The sequence below is a fragment of the Streptomyces sp. NPDC050448 genome (assembly GCF_040655295.1).
In the GTDB taxonomy this organism is placed as follows: Bacteria; Actinomycetota; Actinomycetes; order Streptomycetales; family Streptomycetaceae; genus Streptomyces.
In genome coordinates this window covers 82,589-98,000 of the sequence record NZ_JBFAJR010000002.1, presented here as the reverse complement: position 1 = coordinate 98,000, position 15,412 = coordinate 82,589, and the positions used below count along the sequence as shown (strand labels likewise).

General features: G+C 73.9%; 13 protein-coding genes and 1 pseudogene. 9 read left to right on the top strand and 5 right to left on the bottom strand.

From position 1 onward, the window contains the following. Positions 1-115: 115 nt before the first annotated feature. On the top strand, positions 116-556 hold the full coding sequence (locus AB0I68_RS03205; protein ID WP_363175452.1) for a MarR family transcriptional regulator: 441 nt from the start codon (positions 116-118) through the stop codon (positions 554-556). 77 nt (positions 557-633) lie between these two features. On the opposite strand, the gene AB0I68_RS03200 is transcribed toward AB0I68_RS03205, so the two are convergent. After that, positions 634-1,407: a protein phosphatase 2C domain-containing protein gene (locus AB0I68_RS03200; RefSeq protein ID WP_363175451.1), complete on the bottom strand. Its 774-nt coding sequence runs from the start codon at positions 1,405-1,407 to the stop codon at positions 634-636. 471 nt (positions 1,408-1,878) lie between these two features. On the opposite strand from AB0I68_RS03200, the gene AB0I68_RS03195 reads away from it, so the two are divergent. From AB0I68_RS03195 to AB0I68_RS03175, 5 genes are all read left to right on the top strand, one after another. Next, positions 1,879-5,169 carry a nitrate- and nitrite sensing domain-containing protein gene (locus tag AB0I68_RS03195; protein WP_363175450.1) on the top strand — a complete coding sequence of 1,097 codons (3,291 nt, stop codon included), beginning with the start codon at positions 1,879-1,881 and terminating at the stop codon, positions 5,167-5,169. Then, on the top strand, positions 5,166-5,645 hold the full coding sequence (locus tag AB0I68_RS03190) for a roadblock/LC7 domain-containing protein (RefSeq protein ID WP_363175449.1): 480 nt from the start codon (positions 5,166-5,168) through the stop codon (positions 5,643-5,645). The genes AB0I68_RS03195 and AB0I68_RS03190 overlap by 4 nt, the downstream gene beginning before the upstream one ends. Continuing rightward, positions 5,642-6,049: a DUF742 domain-containing protein gene (locus tag AB0I68_RS03185; protein WP_363175448.1), complete on the top strand. Its 408-nt coding sequence runs from the start codon at positions 5,642-5,644 to the stop codon at positions 6,047-6,049. Before AB0I68_RS03190 ends, AB0I68_RS03185 begins: the two co-directional genes overlap by 4 nt. A 34-nt stretch (positions 6,050-6,083) precedes the next feature. Then, positions 6,084-6,674: an ATP/GTP-binding protein gene (locus tag AB0I68_RS03180; protein WP_363175735.1), complete on the top strand. Its 591-nt coding sequence runs from the start codon at positions 6,084-6,086 to the stop codon at positions 6,672-6,674. Positions 6,675-6,798: 124 nt separating this feature from the next. Further along, positions 6,799-8,058, top strand: coding sequence for a styrene monooxygenase/indole monooxygenase family protein (locus AB0I68_RS03175; protein WP_363175447.1), 1,260 nt, complete (start codon positions 6,799-6,801; stop codon positions 8,056-8,058). On the opposite strand, the gene AB0I68_RS03170 is transcribed toward AB0I68_RS03175, so the two are convergent. The 3 genes from AB0I68_RS03170 to AB0I68_RS03160 form a co-directional block, all read right to left on the bottom strand. Next, positions 8,010-9,791: an NlpC/P60 family protein gene (locus AB0I68_RS03170; protein ID WP_363175446.1), complete on the bottom strand. Its 1,782-nt coding sequence runs from the start codon at positions 9,789-9,791 to the stop codon at positions 8,010-8,012. The two genes, AB0I68_RS03175 and AB0I68_RS03170, sit on opposite strands and share 49 nt — an antisense overlap. Before the next feature lie 421 nt (positions 9,792-10,212). Then, positions 10,213-10,548 carry an SHOCT domain-containing protein gene (locus AB0I68_RS03165; RefSeq protein ID WP_363175445.1) on the bottom strand — a complete coding sequence of 112 codons (336 nt, stop codon included), beginning with the start codon at positions 10,546-10,548 and terminating at the stop codon, positions 10,213-10,215. Continuing rightward, on the bottom strand, positions 10,548-10,958 hold the full coding sequence (locus AB0I68_RS03160) for a DUF6325 family protein (RefSeq protein WP_363175444.1): 411 nt from the start codon (positions 10,956-10,958) through the stop codon (positions 10,548-10,550). Before AB0I68_RS03160 ends, AB0I68_RS03165 begins: the two co-directional genes overlap by 1 nt. Before the next feature lie 95 nt (positions 10,959-11,053). Between AB0I68_RS03160 and AB0I68_RS03155 the strand changes: the two genes are divergently transcribed. From AB0I68_RS03155 to AB0I68_RS03145, 3 genes and pseudogenes are all read left to right on the top strand, one after another. Beyond that, a complete protein-coding gene (locus AB0I68_RS03155; RefSeq protein ID WP_363175443.1) occupies positions 11,054-12,427 on the top strand; it encodes an FtsW/RodA/SpoVE family cell cycle protein in 1,374 nt (457 codons plus the stop codon). Next, complete coding sequence (locus tag AB0I68_RS03150) at positions 12,424-13,905, top strand: penicillin-binding transpeptidase domain-containing protein (protein WP_363175442.1); 1,482 nt, start codon at positions 12,424-12,426, stop codon at positions 13,903-13,905. The genes AB0I68_RS03155 and AB0I68_RS03150 overlap by 4 nt, the downstream gene beginning before the upstream one ends. A 33-nt stretch (positions 13,906-13,938) precedes the next feature. Next, positions 13,939-14,064 (top strand): annotated as a pseudogene (locus AB0I68_RS03145) (DUF3291 domain-containing protein); the annotation flags it as partial. A gap of 72 nt (positions 14,065-14,136) precedes the next feature. Here the strand turns inward: AB0I68_RS03145 and AB0I68_RS03140 are convergent. After that, positions 14,137-15,279, bottom strand: a complete 1,143-nt coding sequence (locus AB0I68_RS03140; RefSeq protein WP_363175441.1) for a ferritin-like domain-containing protein — start codon at positions 15,277-15,279, stop codon at positions 14,137-14,139. Positions 15,280-15,412 lie beyond the last annotated feature (133 nt).

Genomic DNA, 15,412 nt, shown 5'->3' with positions numbered 1-15,412 from the left:
ATCCCCCGGCCGCTCGGCGCGCACGGCCCGGGACCTTGCTCCGGCGGGGCCCCGGGCCGCCGCCGTACCCGCTGCGAAATACTGGTGCCTCAGGACACCACCGATGGGAGCGGACGTGCACGGAAGTGAAGACCAGGAGTTCCTTGCTCTGGAGCGGGAGCTGTCCGTCTTCCTCCGGCGCGCCCGCGCCTCCTCCGGGGAGATGGCGCGCGCCCTGCACCCCGAGCTGGAGCCCGCCGCGTACGGGCTCCTCGTCCGGCTGGAGGCCGCGGGCCGCCAGCGGGCCACCGAGCTCGCCGCCTACTTCGGGGTCGGCAAGGCCACCATGAGCCGGCAGCTGCGCGCCCTGGAGGTGCTGGGCCTGGTGGCCCGCGAGCCGGACCCCGCCGACGGCCGGGCCTTCCTGGTCGGGCTCACGGACGAGGGCCGGGACCGGTTCCTGCGCGTACGGGGCGCCCGGCGCGAGCAGTACATGCGCAAGCTCGCGGACTGGGACCGGGGTGAGGTCGCGGAACTGGCCCGACTGCTGAATCAGTTGAACCAGGGCGAGGAGTAGGCCCCGGCGGGGCTGGATTTCACACCGGCCGATGGCTGTGTCCGGCCGGGCTGACACAGCTACAGCTACAGCTACAGCTACAGCTCCGCGTACGCCGCCGACGCGTCGTCGTGGCGCTTGCCGCGGGTCAGGTGGCGGCCCGGGTCCGACTCCAGGGCGCGGACCCGGCCGATCAGCCCCTGCGCGCCCTCCTTCCGGAGCACCGCCAGGCACTGCGCCCAGTCACCCTCCCCGAACGTGTCCGTCCACCGGCTCGCCCCGTCGGTGAGCGCCGCCACCGCCCGGACCCGCTCGCGCGGGCTGCGCCCGGTCACCGCGCGGGCGGCCACCGCCGGGTCCGCGGCCGCCGTGAAGAACCCGCCCTCCGCATTGCGCAGCGCGTCCGCCGCGGTCTGCGTCCGCAGCAGCTCGCGCGGGATCCGGTCGAGCCGGTCGTCGAGCACCGGCGTCACCTCGCCCCCGGGCCCTTCGAGGAGCAGTACGGAATCCGACAGCACGAGGTGCTCCACGGACGCCCCGTCCCAACGGACCATCACCACCGTCGCCTGCGGGGTCCGCACGTGAGAAAGGTCACAGGTGTCCCGGTGTGCGTCGGCGGTGTCGCGGACGGCCTCCGCCAGGATCCGGTCCAGCGGCATGTCCGGCCGCGATCCGGACAGTTCGGTCAATCGGCCCCCGAGCCGGGCCGTGAACCAGGGCACGCCGTGCGCGCACCCCACCTCGCCGCTCGGCGGGGTGACCCCGTCCAGGGCGACCAGGACTCCGCCGCCCGCAGCGGGTATCGCCGCCGATAGCCAGTCCTCGTTGGGGCGTTCCGGGTTGCCGGGGGCCGAGGCGAGGTCGATGCGCATGCGGACATTCTGCCCGGCGCGCATACACCGCACGGCCGCGCTGGACCGAAAAGTCCGTACCAATGTGGAGCAGGCGGGACGGGCGGCAGCCGCCCGTCCCCGGAGGCGCTCGGCGGCCCCCCGGGAGATGTGGGCGGGCATACTGCCAAAGCCCCCATCGATCTTTCAACCACCCGTCCATGACGGCCCTCTGGCAGCGCCCCGCCGAGTTGGTTGCCAACTCATCCGTGATGTTCACTCGTTCGAGTGGCCGGGTGGGCGATGTCGGGCTCTCTCCCCAACACACTGCAAAGGTCTGAGGCGGTACGAGGGGGCAGGGGGCGTTTACTTGTTGACCGGCCGTTACCTCGGCCACACGAGTAGACGAGCACGAGCACACGTACAGGATTGCGAGCACCGGTGCAGAAGAAGCGGTCTCGGAAGAACGGCACCGCCACCGACGGACCCGCCCCCGCAGGACGCCCTGTCCGCGTGCGCAGCAGGCTCGTCCTCGGCGTCGCCGTCGCCGGCCTCACCGTCCTCGCGGCCGGTACCCCAGCCGTGGTCTCCGCGACACGGGAGCTGAACGACTCCCAGCAGCTGGTCACGCTCGCCGAGCAGACCCAGCACACCCTCACCCTCGCGCACCTCCTCGGCGACGAGCGCGACGCCGTCGTCGAGTACGTGGCCAAGGGCCGCCCCGGCGCACAGGCGAAGGGCCCCGTCCAGGAGCGCACCGCGCTCACCGACCGCCAGCTCGCCGAGGTCCAGAACGAGGCCGACGAGGCGCTCGCCCGCGCCCTCGGCCGCGTCCAGGCCGTCCGCAGCGAGGCCGTCGACGGCAAGGGCAGCGCCCTCGCCGCCCAGCAGGCGTACACGGGCGTCATCGCGGAGCTGCTCGCCCCCGGCGACCGGCTCGCCGAGCTGACCCCGCCGCGCGCCGTCGCCGCCCTCGCCACCACCCGCCCGCTGGCCCCCCTCGGCCAGGCCGTGGATCAGGCCTCGGCCACCCGCGGACTGCTGCTCGCCGCGCTGGCCGTCCCCCGCGGCGAGCAGTCCTCCAACACGGCGGCCGTGGACGAACTGACCACCGCCGCCCAGCGGGCCCGCGTACGGGAGCAGGCCGCCCTCGACGACTTCACCCGGGTCGCGCGGCCCGACGTACGCCAGACCCTCGCCGCCACCGTCACCGGCCCCGAGGTCAAGACGGCCGACGACTACCTCAAGCGGCTCACCGAGCGGCCCACGCTGTCCACCGCCGACCGCAAGCTCGACGGCGCCACCGTCGCCCCCGCGCTCACCGCCCGGATCGACCGCATGCGGTCCGTGGAGTCCACCCTCGCCGGGCAGCGGGCCACCGCGCTCGCCACCCTGCGCGACGACGACGTGACCCGGCTGGAGATGCTGGTCGCGGTCCTCGGCCTGCTGTTCCTGGTCGCCGTCGGCTTCTCGACGGCCGTCGCGCGTTCGCTGACCCGGCCGCTGTCCGTACTGCGCCGCGGCGCGGCCCGGCTGGCGACCCCGGAGGGCTCGGTCGAGCCGGTCCGCTTCACCGGCCGCAACGACGAGTTCGCCGAGGTCGTACGCCACCTCAACGCGGTCCGCGACCAGACGGTCTCCCTGCACACCCGGATCGCCGGCCTCGTCGCCGACGGGCGCCGGCTCATCGGCCGCAACGAGGCGCTGACCTCGGGCCGGGATGCACTGGAGCAGGAGCTGACAGAGCTGCGGGCCGGCCTCGAAGAGCACCGCCGCGTCATGTCGACGACGTCGGTCTCGCTGTCGCTGCGGACCCTCGGCCTGGTGGAGCGCCAGCTCGCGGTCATCGAGGAGCTGGAGTCCAAAGAGCAGGACCCGGACCGGCTGGCGACCCTGTTCAAGATGGACCACCTGGCGACGGTCATGCGCCGCCACAACGAGAACCTGCTGGTCCTGGCCGGACAGGAGCACGGCCACGGCGCCGGGGCCCCGGTCCCGCTGGTCGACGTCATGCGGGCCGCGGTCAGCGAGATCGAGCGCTACGAACGGGTCGACCTGGCGGCGCTGCCCCCGTTCACCCAGGTCGCGGGGCACGCGGCCGACGACATCTCGCACGTGCTCGCCGAACTGCTGGAGAACGCGACGACGTTCTCGCCGCCGGAGGCCAAGGTGAAGGTCTCCGGGCGGCTGCTCGAATCGGGTGACGTGGTGCTGTCCGTCGTGGACGAGGGCATCGGCGTCTCCGGCGACCGGCTGGACGCGCTGAACGCCCGCCTGGCCACGCCCGAGGCGTACGACGAGGAGCCGGAAGCGGAACACGGCCTGGGCCTCGGCCTGTACGTGGCGGGGCGCCTCGCGGCCCGCCACGGGGTCACCGCGGAGCTGCGCGCCCCGCGGCACGGCGGCACGGAGGCCCTGGTGGTCGTCCCGGCGGCCCTGCTCCCGGTCACCCCGCCGACCTCGCCGGTGCACACCTTCGCCTCGCCGGGCATGCCGGAGCTCCAGCTGCCGGGCGTGATCGCGGAGGCGAACGAGAACACCATCCCGCCCCGCCGGGTACCTCCGGTGGCGGAACGGGACGCGGAGCTCCTGGCGCAGGCCGAGGCCGGGGCCGAGCCCGAGCCCGCGCCCTTCCGGGACCTGGGCCCGGAGGCGGACGCGGAGCTCCTGCGGAGCATGGAGTGGGACACCGAGACGCCGGAAGCGGCCGAGGCTTCGGCCCTTGGTCCTGACCTCGCCCAGCTCCCGGACTTCGGGCCGGACGCGGCTGCGGGGCCCGGCCCCGACCCGGATGCACTGCCCGGCGAGGCCACGGCCGCCACCGAGGCGCCGCTCCCGGGCGCGCAGCCGGCCCCGGGCGCGGCTCCGGATGCCGATGCGGACCTGGCCCCCGAGTTCGCTCCGGATCCGGCCGGGGGACCGGAGCCCGACCCGGATGCGCCGCTTGGCGGGGCTGCGGCCGCCGCCGAGGCGTCGCCCCCGGGCGCGGAACCGGTCCCGGACCCGGTTTCGGGCACCGACGGCGCGGCCGAGGTGTCGGGCGCGGAGCTGGCCCCGGACTTCGGGCCGGACCTGGCCGGGGGCCTGGAGCCCGACGCGGATGCGCACGGCCTGGCCGTGGACGGTGGGCTGCCGCCCACCGACCGGGTGTTCGCCGCCGGCCACGCCTTCGCGGACCCCGAGGGCGTACTGCCTCCGACCGACCAGGTGTTCACCGTCCCGGCCCCGGCCGAGGAACTACTGGCCCGGGTCGTCCCGGATGCAGCCCCCGAAGCGGACGGCGCCGAAGAGGTCCCGGTCGAGCGGGATCCCGGCGACGAGCTGCTCGCGCGGGTCGTCCCCGACGCAGGACCGGAGGCCTTCGCGGGGTCCGACCCCGACCCGGCGTCCCCGGACCCGCTGCCCGATGCCGGCCCGCTGGCCGACGTATCGGAACAAGGCCTGACCCTCCCCGGGCAGACCGGCACCGCCACCGCCTTCGCCCCCGACGGCTCGGCGGAGCCCCACCGGCACGCACCCGCCGAGGCCGGCTGGGTCCCCCGCCAGGGGAGCCACCCCGAACAGGCCCCGGAGGCCGTCACCGGCAAGGGGCTGCCCAAGCGCACCCCGCGCGCCGTGGCCGCCGGACGCACCGCCCGCACCGAAGCCGTACGGCCCGACCCGCCGCGGCGCGTCGACGCGGAGGAGCTGCGCCGCCGGCTCGGCGGCTTCTACCAGGGGACGCGGGACGGACGGCGCGTCGCGGCCGCCGAACTCGCACAGGACACCGACCAGGGGGACACCGCACAGGAGGCACGCACATGACCGCGCCCAGTACGTACGGACTGAGCACCCAGGCCCGCAACCTGCAGTGGCTGCTGACCGACCTGGTCGAGGAGGTGCCCGGCGTCAACTCCGTCGCCGTCGTGTCCTCGGACGGGCTCCTGCTGCTGTCCTCCGACCCCGGAGGGGCCGCCGGCGCAACCCCCGCGCCCACCAAGGGCCCGCGCGGCGCATCCGCCGACCTGGCCACCATCGTCTCCGGCCTCGGCAGCCTCACCACCGGCGCCGCCGAGCTCATGGACGGCGGCGCGGTCAAGCAGACGATGGTGGCGATGGAGTTCGGCTCCGTCTTCGTCATGGCCATCAGCGACGGCTCGCTGCTCGGCGTGCACGCCACCCCTGACTGCGACATGAGCGTGGTGGCGTACCACATGGCCCTGTTCGTCGGCCGCGCCGGCCACGTCCTGACCCCCGAAGTCCGCAGCGAGCTGCGCCAGTCGATGGAGAAGACCCCGTGAGGAGTACGGCCTCGGCGTCCGAGCGGCTGCCGATACGCGGAGCCGACCGCCGGCCCGCCCGCGTCCGCCCGTACTCCCTCACGGGCGGCCGCACCCGCTTCACGCAGGTCCTGCACGTGGAGACGTTCGTCGCCGCCCTCGACACCCGGGCGTCGCAGCCGCAGGACCCCGCGGGAAGCACGGACCGCATGCCCGAGATGCCGGCGATCGTCGAGGTCTGCCGCCGCATGCGCACCATCGCCGAGATATCCGCGCTGCTGAAGCTGCCGCTCGGGGTGGTCCGCGTCCTGGTCAGCGACCTCGCCGACCAGGGACGGATCCGCGTCTACGGGACGGGGCACGGCCCCGGGCGCCCCGAACGCGCACTGCTGGAAAGGGTGCTCAGTGGTCTTCGCCGTCTCTGACCCGCCCCTCGGCCCGCCCGCCGGCCCGGACGTCCTGGACGACGAGGCCGTCCAGCCCTGGCAGTACGACCGCTCCCGCGCCCCCGTCGCCGTCAAGGTGCTGGTCGCGGGCGGCTTCGGCGTCGGCAAGACCACCTTCGTGTCGTCCGTCTCCGAGATCACCCCGCTGCGCACCGAGGCGGTGATGACCCAGGCCAGCCTGCCGACGGACGACCTGTCCGCGACGCCGGACAAGAGCACCACCACCGTCGCGATGGACTTCGGCCGCATCACCCTCGACGACGACCTCGTGCTGTACGTGTACGGGACCCCGGGCCAGGAGCGGTTCTGGTTCATGTGGGACGACCTGGTGCGCGGCGCCATCGGCGGCATCGTCCTGGCCGACACCCGCAGGCTGCGCGACTGCTTCCCGGCCCTCGACTACTTCGAGAGCTGCGGGCTCCCGTACTCCGTCGCCGTCAACCACTTCGAGGGCTCGGACGCCTACGAGCCGGAGGACGTGCGCGAGGCGCTGACCATCCCGCCGCACGTGCCGGTGATGATCATGGACGCGCGGCAGCGGGACACGGTCGTCGCCTCCCTGCTGACGCTGGTGGGCCACGCGCTGGACGCGACCCCCGAATAGGTCCCCGGAACCGTGGAAGCCGCAGAACCGTGGAAGCCGCAGAACCGTGGAACCCGCAGAACCGTGGAACCCGCAGAACCGCCGACGCCGAACGCCGAACTGCACACCGAATCGAGAACGTGAGATGCGCAAGATACTCGTCGTGGGGGCCGGCCAGTCCGGTCTCCAGCTCGCCCTCGGCCTCCAGGCGAAGGGGTACGAGATCACCCTCATGTCCAACCGGACCGCGGACGAGATCCGCACCGGGCGGATCATGTCCACGCAGGTCATGTTCAATACGGCGCTCCAGCACGAGCGCGACCTCGGGCTGAACTTCTGGGAGCGGCAGGCCCCGCGGATCGAGGGCATCGGCGTCTCCGTGGCCGCCCCGGACGCTTCCCGCCCCATCGACTGGCTCGGCCGCCTCAAGGGGTACGCGCAGTCCGTCGACCAGCGCGTGAAGATGGCCGGCTGGCTCGACACCTTCGTGCAGCGCGGCGGACAGCTGGTGATCCACGGCGCGTCCGTCGCCGACCTGGACTACTTCTCCCGTACGTACGACCTGGTGCTGGTCGCCGCGGGGAAGGGCGAGCTGGTGTCGATGTTCGGGCGGGACGCGGCGCGCTCCCCGTACGACACGCCGCAGCGCGCGCTGGCCGTCTCGTACGTGCACGGGCTCGAGCCGCGCGCCGAGCACCCGGAGACGGAGGCGGTGCGCTGCAACCTGGTCCCGGGGGTGGGCGAGCTGTTCGTGATGCCCGCGCTGACCACGTCGGGGCGGGCGGACATCCTGTTCTGGGAGGGCCTCCCGGGCGGTCCGCTGGACGTGTTCCGCGGAGTGAACGACCCGGCGGAACACCTCGCGCTCACGCTGGAGCTGATGGAGAAGTTCACGCCCTGGGAGCACGCGCGGGCGAAGAAGGCGGAACTGACGGACGCCGGCGGCACGCTGGCCGGCCGGTACGCGCCGATCGTCCGCAACCCGATCGGCCGGCTGCCCGGCGGCGGGCTGGTGCTGGGCGTCGCGGACGTGGTCGTCGCGAACGACCCGATCACGGGCCAGGGCTCGAACTCCGCGTCGAAGTGCGCGGCCTCGTACCTGTCGTCGATCCTGATGCACGGGGACAAGCCGTTCGACGAGGCGTGGATGAAGGCGACCTTCGACACGTTCTGGTTCACGACGGGCAAGCCGGTGACCCAGTGGACGAACGCGATGCTGGGCGTCCCGCCGGAGCACGTGCTGAACCTGATCGGCGCGGCCGGGCAGCTGCAGCCGGTGGCGGACCGTTTCGCCAACGGCTTCGACCACCCGGCCGACTTCGACGCGTACTTCTACGACCCGCAGGACGCGGCGGACTACCTGGCGGAGGTCGCGTCGTCGGCCGGCGCCTCCTCCGCGGAGTAGCCGGCGTCGTCGCCCTCCGCGGCCTGGGGCATCGGCGGTGCGGTGTACTCGGCGAGCGGGGCCCCGTCGGGGTCGGGCCGCACGGCTCCCAGAAGCGGATTGGCCGCAAGGGGGGAGACCTTGACCTTCGCCCCGGGCCGTGGCGCATGGATCACCTTGCCGTCGCCTACGTACAGGGCCACATGGGTGGCGGTGGGGAAGTAGACCACCAGATCGCCGGGGCGCAGCTGGTCCAGCGGCACCTTGGGGAGCTGCGCCCACTGCTCCTGGCTGGTCCGGGGGATGGACCGGCCGGCGTGCGCCCAGGCCTGTGAGGTGAGCCCGGAGCAGTCGAAGGACCCCGGCCCTTCGGCACCCCAGACGTACGGTTTGCCGATCTGCTCGGTGGCGTAGGTCAGGGCGGCGCCGCCGGCGGCCGTGGGCGTACGGGGGGTGGTGGCGAGCCGGCCGGAGTTCAGAAGCTCCCGTTGCGCGGTGGCGGTGTCCGCGGCCTCGCGGGTGCCGAGCCGGGCGAGCTGATCGGCGCTGAGCGAGGCGAGCATCCGCTCGACCTGCTTGAGCTTGAGGTCGGCCTGCTGCTTGTGGAGCCCCCGCTGCGCGGTCAGGGACTGCCGGGCGTCGAGGGACTTGCGGGCGGCGGCGGCGAGGTCGCCGGCCCGGTGCTCGCCGCGGGTGAGGCGGGCCAGCACCCCGGCCCGCCGGGCGCCCTCGCGGGCGATGAGCCGGCGCTCGTCCTGGGCGGCCTGGGGGTCGCCGGTGAGCAGCATCCGGACGTACGGGAAGAAGCTGCGGGCCCCCTGGTACTGCTCCCGGGCCAGCCGCCCGGCGGCGGCCTTCTCCGCACTGAGGGCGGTACGGGTCTTCCCGAGCTCGGCACCGAGCCGCCGCTCCTCGTCCTGGCCGGCCTTGAGCGCGACTTCGGTGGCGTTGTAGGCCTCGGCGGCCTCTTCGGCTTGACGGTAGAGCCCTTGCAACTGCGCGAGCAGCGCCCCGACACCCAGCCCCTGCGGAGCGCCGGCATTCACCGGGCCGAGCCCCTGCGCGGCGGCGCCTGCGCGACCGGCGGCCTGTGTGCCGGGGTTCTGCGGGGTGGTGGCGCCTGCGGTGCCGGCGGCCTGCGGGGTGCCGGCGGCCGAGCGGGGGTTCTGTTGGCTGGTGGCGTCTGCGGTGGCCGCGGCCTGCGGGGCGGTGGCGTCCGCCGTGCCGGGGGTCTGCCGGGTGGTGGCGCCTGCGGTGCCGGCGGCCTGCGGGGTGCCGGCGGCCGAGCGGGGGTTCTGCCGGGCGGCGCCGTCTGCGGCGTCGGGGGTCCGGGAGGCGGCGGCCGCCGTGCCGGGGTTCTGCGGGGCGGTGCCGTCCGCCGAGCCGGGAGTCCGGGGGGCGGCGGCCGTCGTGCCACGGCTCTGCGCTCGGGAGTTGGCCCCGCCGGTGGCCTGCCGCGGGGTGGTTTCCGTCGAGCCTGGGGTCCGGCGGGTGGTGGCTCCTGCCGTGCCACGGGTCCGTGGGGTGGTGGATTCGGCCCCGCCGGGGGCTGGGCTGCGGGTGGAGCCGGTGGCGCCCGGAGCGCCGGGGGTGTGCCGGGTGGCGGCGGGGTCCCTGCCCGACGAGGCGTCGGGCAGGGAACCGGCGTGGGTGGCGGGGAGCGGCCCGGCCGTGACGAACACGGCGGCGATGCAGGCGGCGCGGAGCAGGCGGCGTGACAATGTGATCACCTCCAGGGCGGCCGATGCTGCCACGCCCGGTATGACAAATCCCCCACCCAAGACGGCCAGTTCCCCACACTCACCTGTCCGGCCCAGCACCCGCCCCGCCGCGCCATGGCCGGGCGGGAGTCAGACCGGAGGCCGTTCCCTGCGGGGCGACTCCCTGCGCGGCTGGGCTTCGGGGGCCGTGCCGGGGGGCGCGGTGGGGTGTCGTCCGGGGGCGGGGCATGAACTACGGCGCCTGTTCCGCGGTGCAACAGGGGTCCGGGATCCGCGCCACACATCAGGCTTTGCGCCCCGGCCGACACCCCACCCCACCCCACGCCCGCCCCCGGCAACTCCAGCCCCGCCGGCGTTTGAGGCGCCGGGGTCCCTCCGGCGGAGTCCGGGGGAGGGTTCGGGGGCCGGTCCCCGACAGCGGCGGCGCAGCCGAACCGCGGCCGGTGCCGCTCGGTCAGGGGTGGAGGAGGCGGGCCTTGGCCTCCGTGAACTCCTGCGGGGTCAGGAGGCCCTCCCGGGCCAGCTCCGCCAGCTGCGCGAGCTCGGCGGCCAGCCCCACCGGCGGAGCCCCCGGCTCGGCGGCCGGCCCCCCTGGCGGAGCCCCCGGCTCGGCGGCCCGCTCCCCAGGAGAGACCGGCTCGGCGGCTTCGGCAGCCTCGGCCGTCTCCGCAGTCGCCTCCCCGGCAGGGGCGGTGGCGCCCGCCGCCCGGGACAGGAGCCCCCGCAGCAGCGGGCGCCCCGCCGGCCGATTGGCCGCTTGGACCGTCACCCCGATCGGGCGGATGAACATCACGCCACCCCCGCCCCGCCGGATCCCGCCGGCACCCGCTCCGGCGGGATCCGGACCGAGCCCACGATCCGCCCGCCCGCCGCACGTACGGCGATCGCCGCGTCCTCGGCCCACACGTGCTCCACCAGCAGCAGCAGCGCGCAGCTGCCCCGCTCCAGCAGCTCCGCCGCCTCCCGGACGTCCTCCGCCCCGATCAGCTGCGCGGCCTCGCGGTGTCTCAGCAGGCCCTGGAGCTCCATGAACTCGTCGAACTCCGCCGCCAGTACCTCACCCGCCGCCGTCTTCGTGACCACGAGCCCGTCGATGAGCCGTACCACCCCCGCCTTGCGCAGTCCCATCACGGCCTCGACCGCCGGTACGCGCAGCTGCTCCTCCGGGAAGGCGAGGACGATGAATTCCACTGGTCCCATGTGCCGCGGCTCCCACTCGTGACCGTTTCTGACGACTCTTCGGCACTCTATGACATAAGCGGACATACCATCCGTCTGCTTGCTACGTTTCCCATATGACCGCTCTGACGGCAGAGGTGGCGGAGCCCGCCCCGCCCCCACCCCCCGACGGCTCCGCCTCCAAACGCAGGGGCGTCGAGCTGACACTCCTCGCCGGGGCCGTCCTCATCTCCGTCCTCGGCCACCTCTACGTCGGCCTCGCCACCACCGGCCACACCCCCCTGCCCGCGGGCCGCTACGCCGCCGGCCTCGCCGGCACCGCCCTGCTCGCGCACCTCGCCGTCCGCTTCCGGGCCCCGTACGCCGACCCGCTCGTCCTGCCCATCGCCGTCCTCCTCAACGGCCTCGGCCTCGTCCTCGTCCAGCGCCTCGACGCGACCACCCCCGCCCACCTCACCGCCGGGGACCAACTGCGCTGGTCCGCCCTGGGCGTGGCCCTCTTCGTCCTCGTCGTCGCCCTGCTGCGCGACCACCGCGTGCTGCAGAAGTACGCCTACCTCTCCGTGGCCGCCGCCCTCGCGCTGATGCTCGTCCCCGTGTTCTTCCCGGCCGTCAACGGCGCCCACATCTGGATCCGGTTCGCCGGACTCTCCTTCCAGCCCGCGGAGTTCGCCAAGATCCTGCTCGCCGTCTTCTTCGCCGCGTACCTCGCCGCGAACCGCACCGCGCTCGCCCTCACCGGCCGCCGGCTCTTGTGGAAGCTGCGGCTCCTGCCCGGCCGGGTCCTCGGCCCGATCCTCGCCATCTGGCTGCTCAGTGTCGGCGTGCTCGTCCTGGAGCGGGACCTCGGGACCTCACTGCTCTTCTTCGGGCTCTTCGTGGTCATGCTGTTCACCGCCACCGGCCGGATCGGCTGGATCGCGATCGGGCTGCTGCTGGCCGCCCTGGGCGCGTATGCCGTCGGCGCCCTGGAGCCGCATGTGCACAGCCGCGTCGAGGACTGGCTGAATCCCTTCGCCTCCATCGAGCGCGGCGAGGGGCCCGGCCAGCTCGCCCAGTCCCTCTTCGCCTTCGGGGCCGGCGGACTCCTCGGCTCCGGACTCGGCCACGGCCAGTCCTTCCTCATCGGCTTCGCCGCCAAGTCCGACTTCGTCCTCGCCACCGCCGGAGAGGAGCTCGGCCTCGTCGGACTCACCGCGATCCTGCTCCTCTACGGGCTCCTCGTGGACCGCGGATTCCGCGCCGGGCTCGCCCTGCGCGACCCCTTCGGGCGCCTCCTCGCCACCGGGCTGGCCTCGATCGTCGCGCTCCAGGTGTTCGTCATCGCCGGGGGAGTCACCGGGCTGATCCCGCTCACCGGCATGGCCATGCCGTTCCTCGCCCAGGGCGGCTCCTCCGTCGTCACCAACTGGATCATCGTCGCGCTGCTCGTCCGGCTCGGCGACAGCGCCCGCCGGCCCCGCCCGGCCGGAGCGGAGGCCGCAGCGTGATCCGGTACATCCGCTGGTGCGCGTACTTCTGCGCCCTGCTGCTCCTCGCCCTGCTCGTCAACGTGGCCCGGGTGCAGGTCTGGGAGGCCGCCGCGTACGGGGCGAACCCGGCCAACAAGCGCCCCGCCATCGAGCGCTACGGCCAGCCCCGCGGGAACATCCTGGTCGACGGGCGGCCCGTCACCGGATCCCGGGACAGCCACCAGCTGCTGCGCTACGAGCGGACGTACGCGAACGGGCCGCTGTACGCGCCGGTCACCGGGTTCTCCTCGCAGACGTACGGGACCAGCCTCCTCGAGCGCGCCGAGGACGCGATCCTCTCGGGCACCGATCCGGGGCTCTCGGCCTTCCCGCTCTGGTACGACCTCGCCCGCGGCCGACCGGCCGGCGGGAACGCGGCGACCACCGTCCGGGCCGGCATGCAGCTGGCCGCGTACACCGGGCTGGCGGGCAGACGCGGCGCGGTGGCCGCGCTCGACCCCGCCACCGGGAAGATCCTCGCGCTGGTCAGCAGCCCCTCGTACGACCCGGCCGTGCTCTCCGGTACCGGCCCGGGCGTCAAGGCGGCCTGGGAGCGGCTGAACGCGGATCCCGCCAGGCCGATGCTGAACCGGGCGCTGCGCGAGACGTACCCGCCCGGCTCCACCTTCAAGATCGTGACGGCGGCCGCGGCCCTGGACGCGGGCGTGGTCGCCGACGTGGACGCGCCCACGCAGACCCCCGACCCCTACCCGCTGCCGGGCACCAGCACCCTGCTGCCGAACGCGGGCACCGGCTGTCAGGACGCCTCGATGGCGGAGGCGGTGCAGTGGTCCTGCAACACGGTGATGGCGAAGATCGGGGTCCAGGTCGGGCTGCGCGGGATGGTGGACGCGGCCCGCCGGTTCGGGTTCGACGACGCGCGGCTGCGGGTGCCGGCCTGGGTGTCGCGGTCGAACTTCGACACCGACATGAGCCCGGACCAGCTGGCGCTGTCCTCGATCGGGCAGTTCAACACGACGGCGACGCCCCTGCAGATGGCGATGGTGGCGGCGGCGGTCGCGAACGGCGGCGAGCTCAAATCCCCCTACCTCGTGGACCGGACCACCCGGGCCGACGGGGGCCAGGTCCGGCGCGGGCAGCAGCGCAGCCTGGGCCGGGCGATGAACCCGGCGACGGCGCTGCGGCTACAGGAGCTGATGGTGAAGGTGGTGGAGAACGGCACCGGGCGGAACGCCGCGATCCAGGGTGCGGTGGTCGGCGGCAAGACCGGCACCGCCCAGCACGGCGTCGGGAACGCGGGAACCCCGTACGCCTGGTTCATCGGCTGGGCCAAGGCCGAGGACGCGCCGCTGCCGGGGGTCGCGGTGGCGGTGGTGGTCGAGGACGCGGAGGCACACCGCGGGGACATCAGCGGGAACGGCGCGGCGGCGCCGATCGCCCGCGCGGTGATGGAGGCCGCGCTGCACGGGGCGCCGCCGCCCCCGTCCACCCAGTGAAACGCCTTGCGGGGGAACGGGCGGGGCTGATGCGTTCCGGCGGGGGAGCGGCCCACGGTGGCGGACGCCGAGAAGCGACTGCTCCACCTGCGTGAGCACGGCCCGACCCCGTACGCGTTCACCCTGCGCACGTCGTTCCCGCCGGAGCCGTCGGCGTAGCGCCGGGCCCTACGGGGCTTAGTTAGGGGGTGTCCGGCGGATCAGGGCCGGGCCCGGGCCGCCTGGCACCCCCTAGTCCCCGACAGCGCCAGGGGCACCGGTGGCGCCATCGGCATCGGCGCCCTCGGTGATGGCCGCCTGCACCTCCGCCACCCGGTCCGCCTCCTCGGCCGCGAACCGCTCGCGGTCGAGGGCCTCGGCGATCTCCTCGTCCTGCGTCATCAGCAGGTCCAGGTTGGAGTCGCCCATCTCGAAGACGCCCATGTCCAGGTACGCCTTCTGCAGCCGCTCGCCCCACAGTCCGATGTCCTTCACGCACGGCACGATCCGGCTGAACAGCAGCCTGCGGAACAGGTGCAGGAACTCCGACTGCTCGCTGAGCTGCTCGGCCTCCTTCCGCGGGATGCCGAAGTTCTCCAGCACCTCCACCCCGCGCAGCCGGTCCCGCATCAGGTAGCAGCCCTCGATCACGAACTCCTCGCGCTCGCGCAGCTCGGCGTCCGTCAACTGCTTGTAGTGGTCGCGCAGCGCCATCCGCCCGAACGCCACGTGCCGGGCCTCGTCCTGCATGACGTACGCCAGGATCTGCTTCGGCAGCGGCTTGCCGGTCGTGTCGCGGATCATCCCGAAGGCGGCCAGCGCCAGCCCCTCGATGAGCACCTGCATGCCCAGGTACGGCATGTCCCAGCGGGAGTCGCGCAGGGTGTCGCCGAGCAGCCCCTGGAGGCTGTCGTTGATCGGGTAGAGCATCCCGACCTTCTCGTGCAGGAAGCGGCCGAAGATCTCGGCGTGCCGGGCCTCGTCCATGGTCTGGGTCGCGGAGTAGAACTTCGCGTCCAGGTCCGGCACCGACTCCACGATGCGTGCCGCGCAGACCATCGCGCCCTGCTCGCCGTGCAGGAACTGGCTGAAGTTCCAGGCGGTGTAGTGCCGGCGCAGCTCGCCCTTGTCCTTCTCGGTGAGTCTGGACCAGTGGCGGGTGCCGTAGAGGGTCAGCGCCTCGTCCGGGGTGCCGAGCGGGTTGTACGGGTCCACCTCCAGGTCCCAGTCGATGCGCTTGGCACCGTCCCACTGCTTGTCCTTGCCCTTCTGGTACAGCGCGAGGAGCCGCTCCCGGCCTCCGGCGTACTCCCAGCTGAAGCGGGCCGCGCCGGACGCCGGAACCTGCCAGACGTCCTCGCCCGGGTCCTTGGTGTAGAGCTCGTGCGTCGACACTGACGCCCCCTCGGCTCGTGTACTTCCGTACAGGACTGGATGGTTGGCAGCGTCACACGTTGGTAGACGCGGGGTCAACAAGTCGCGCGCAGGGGATTGACGCCCTTGCTGACAAGCAGTCTTATAACTGGTG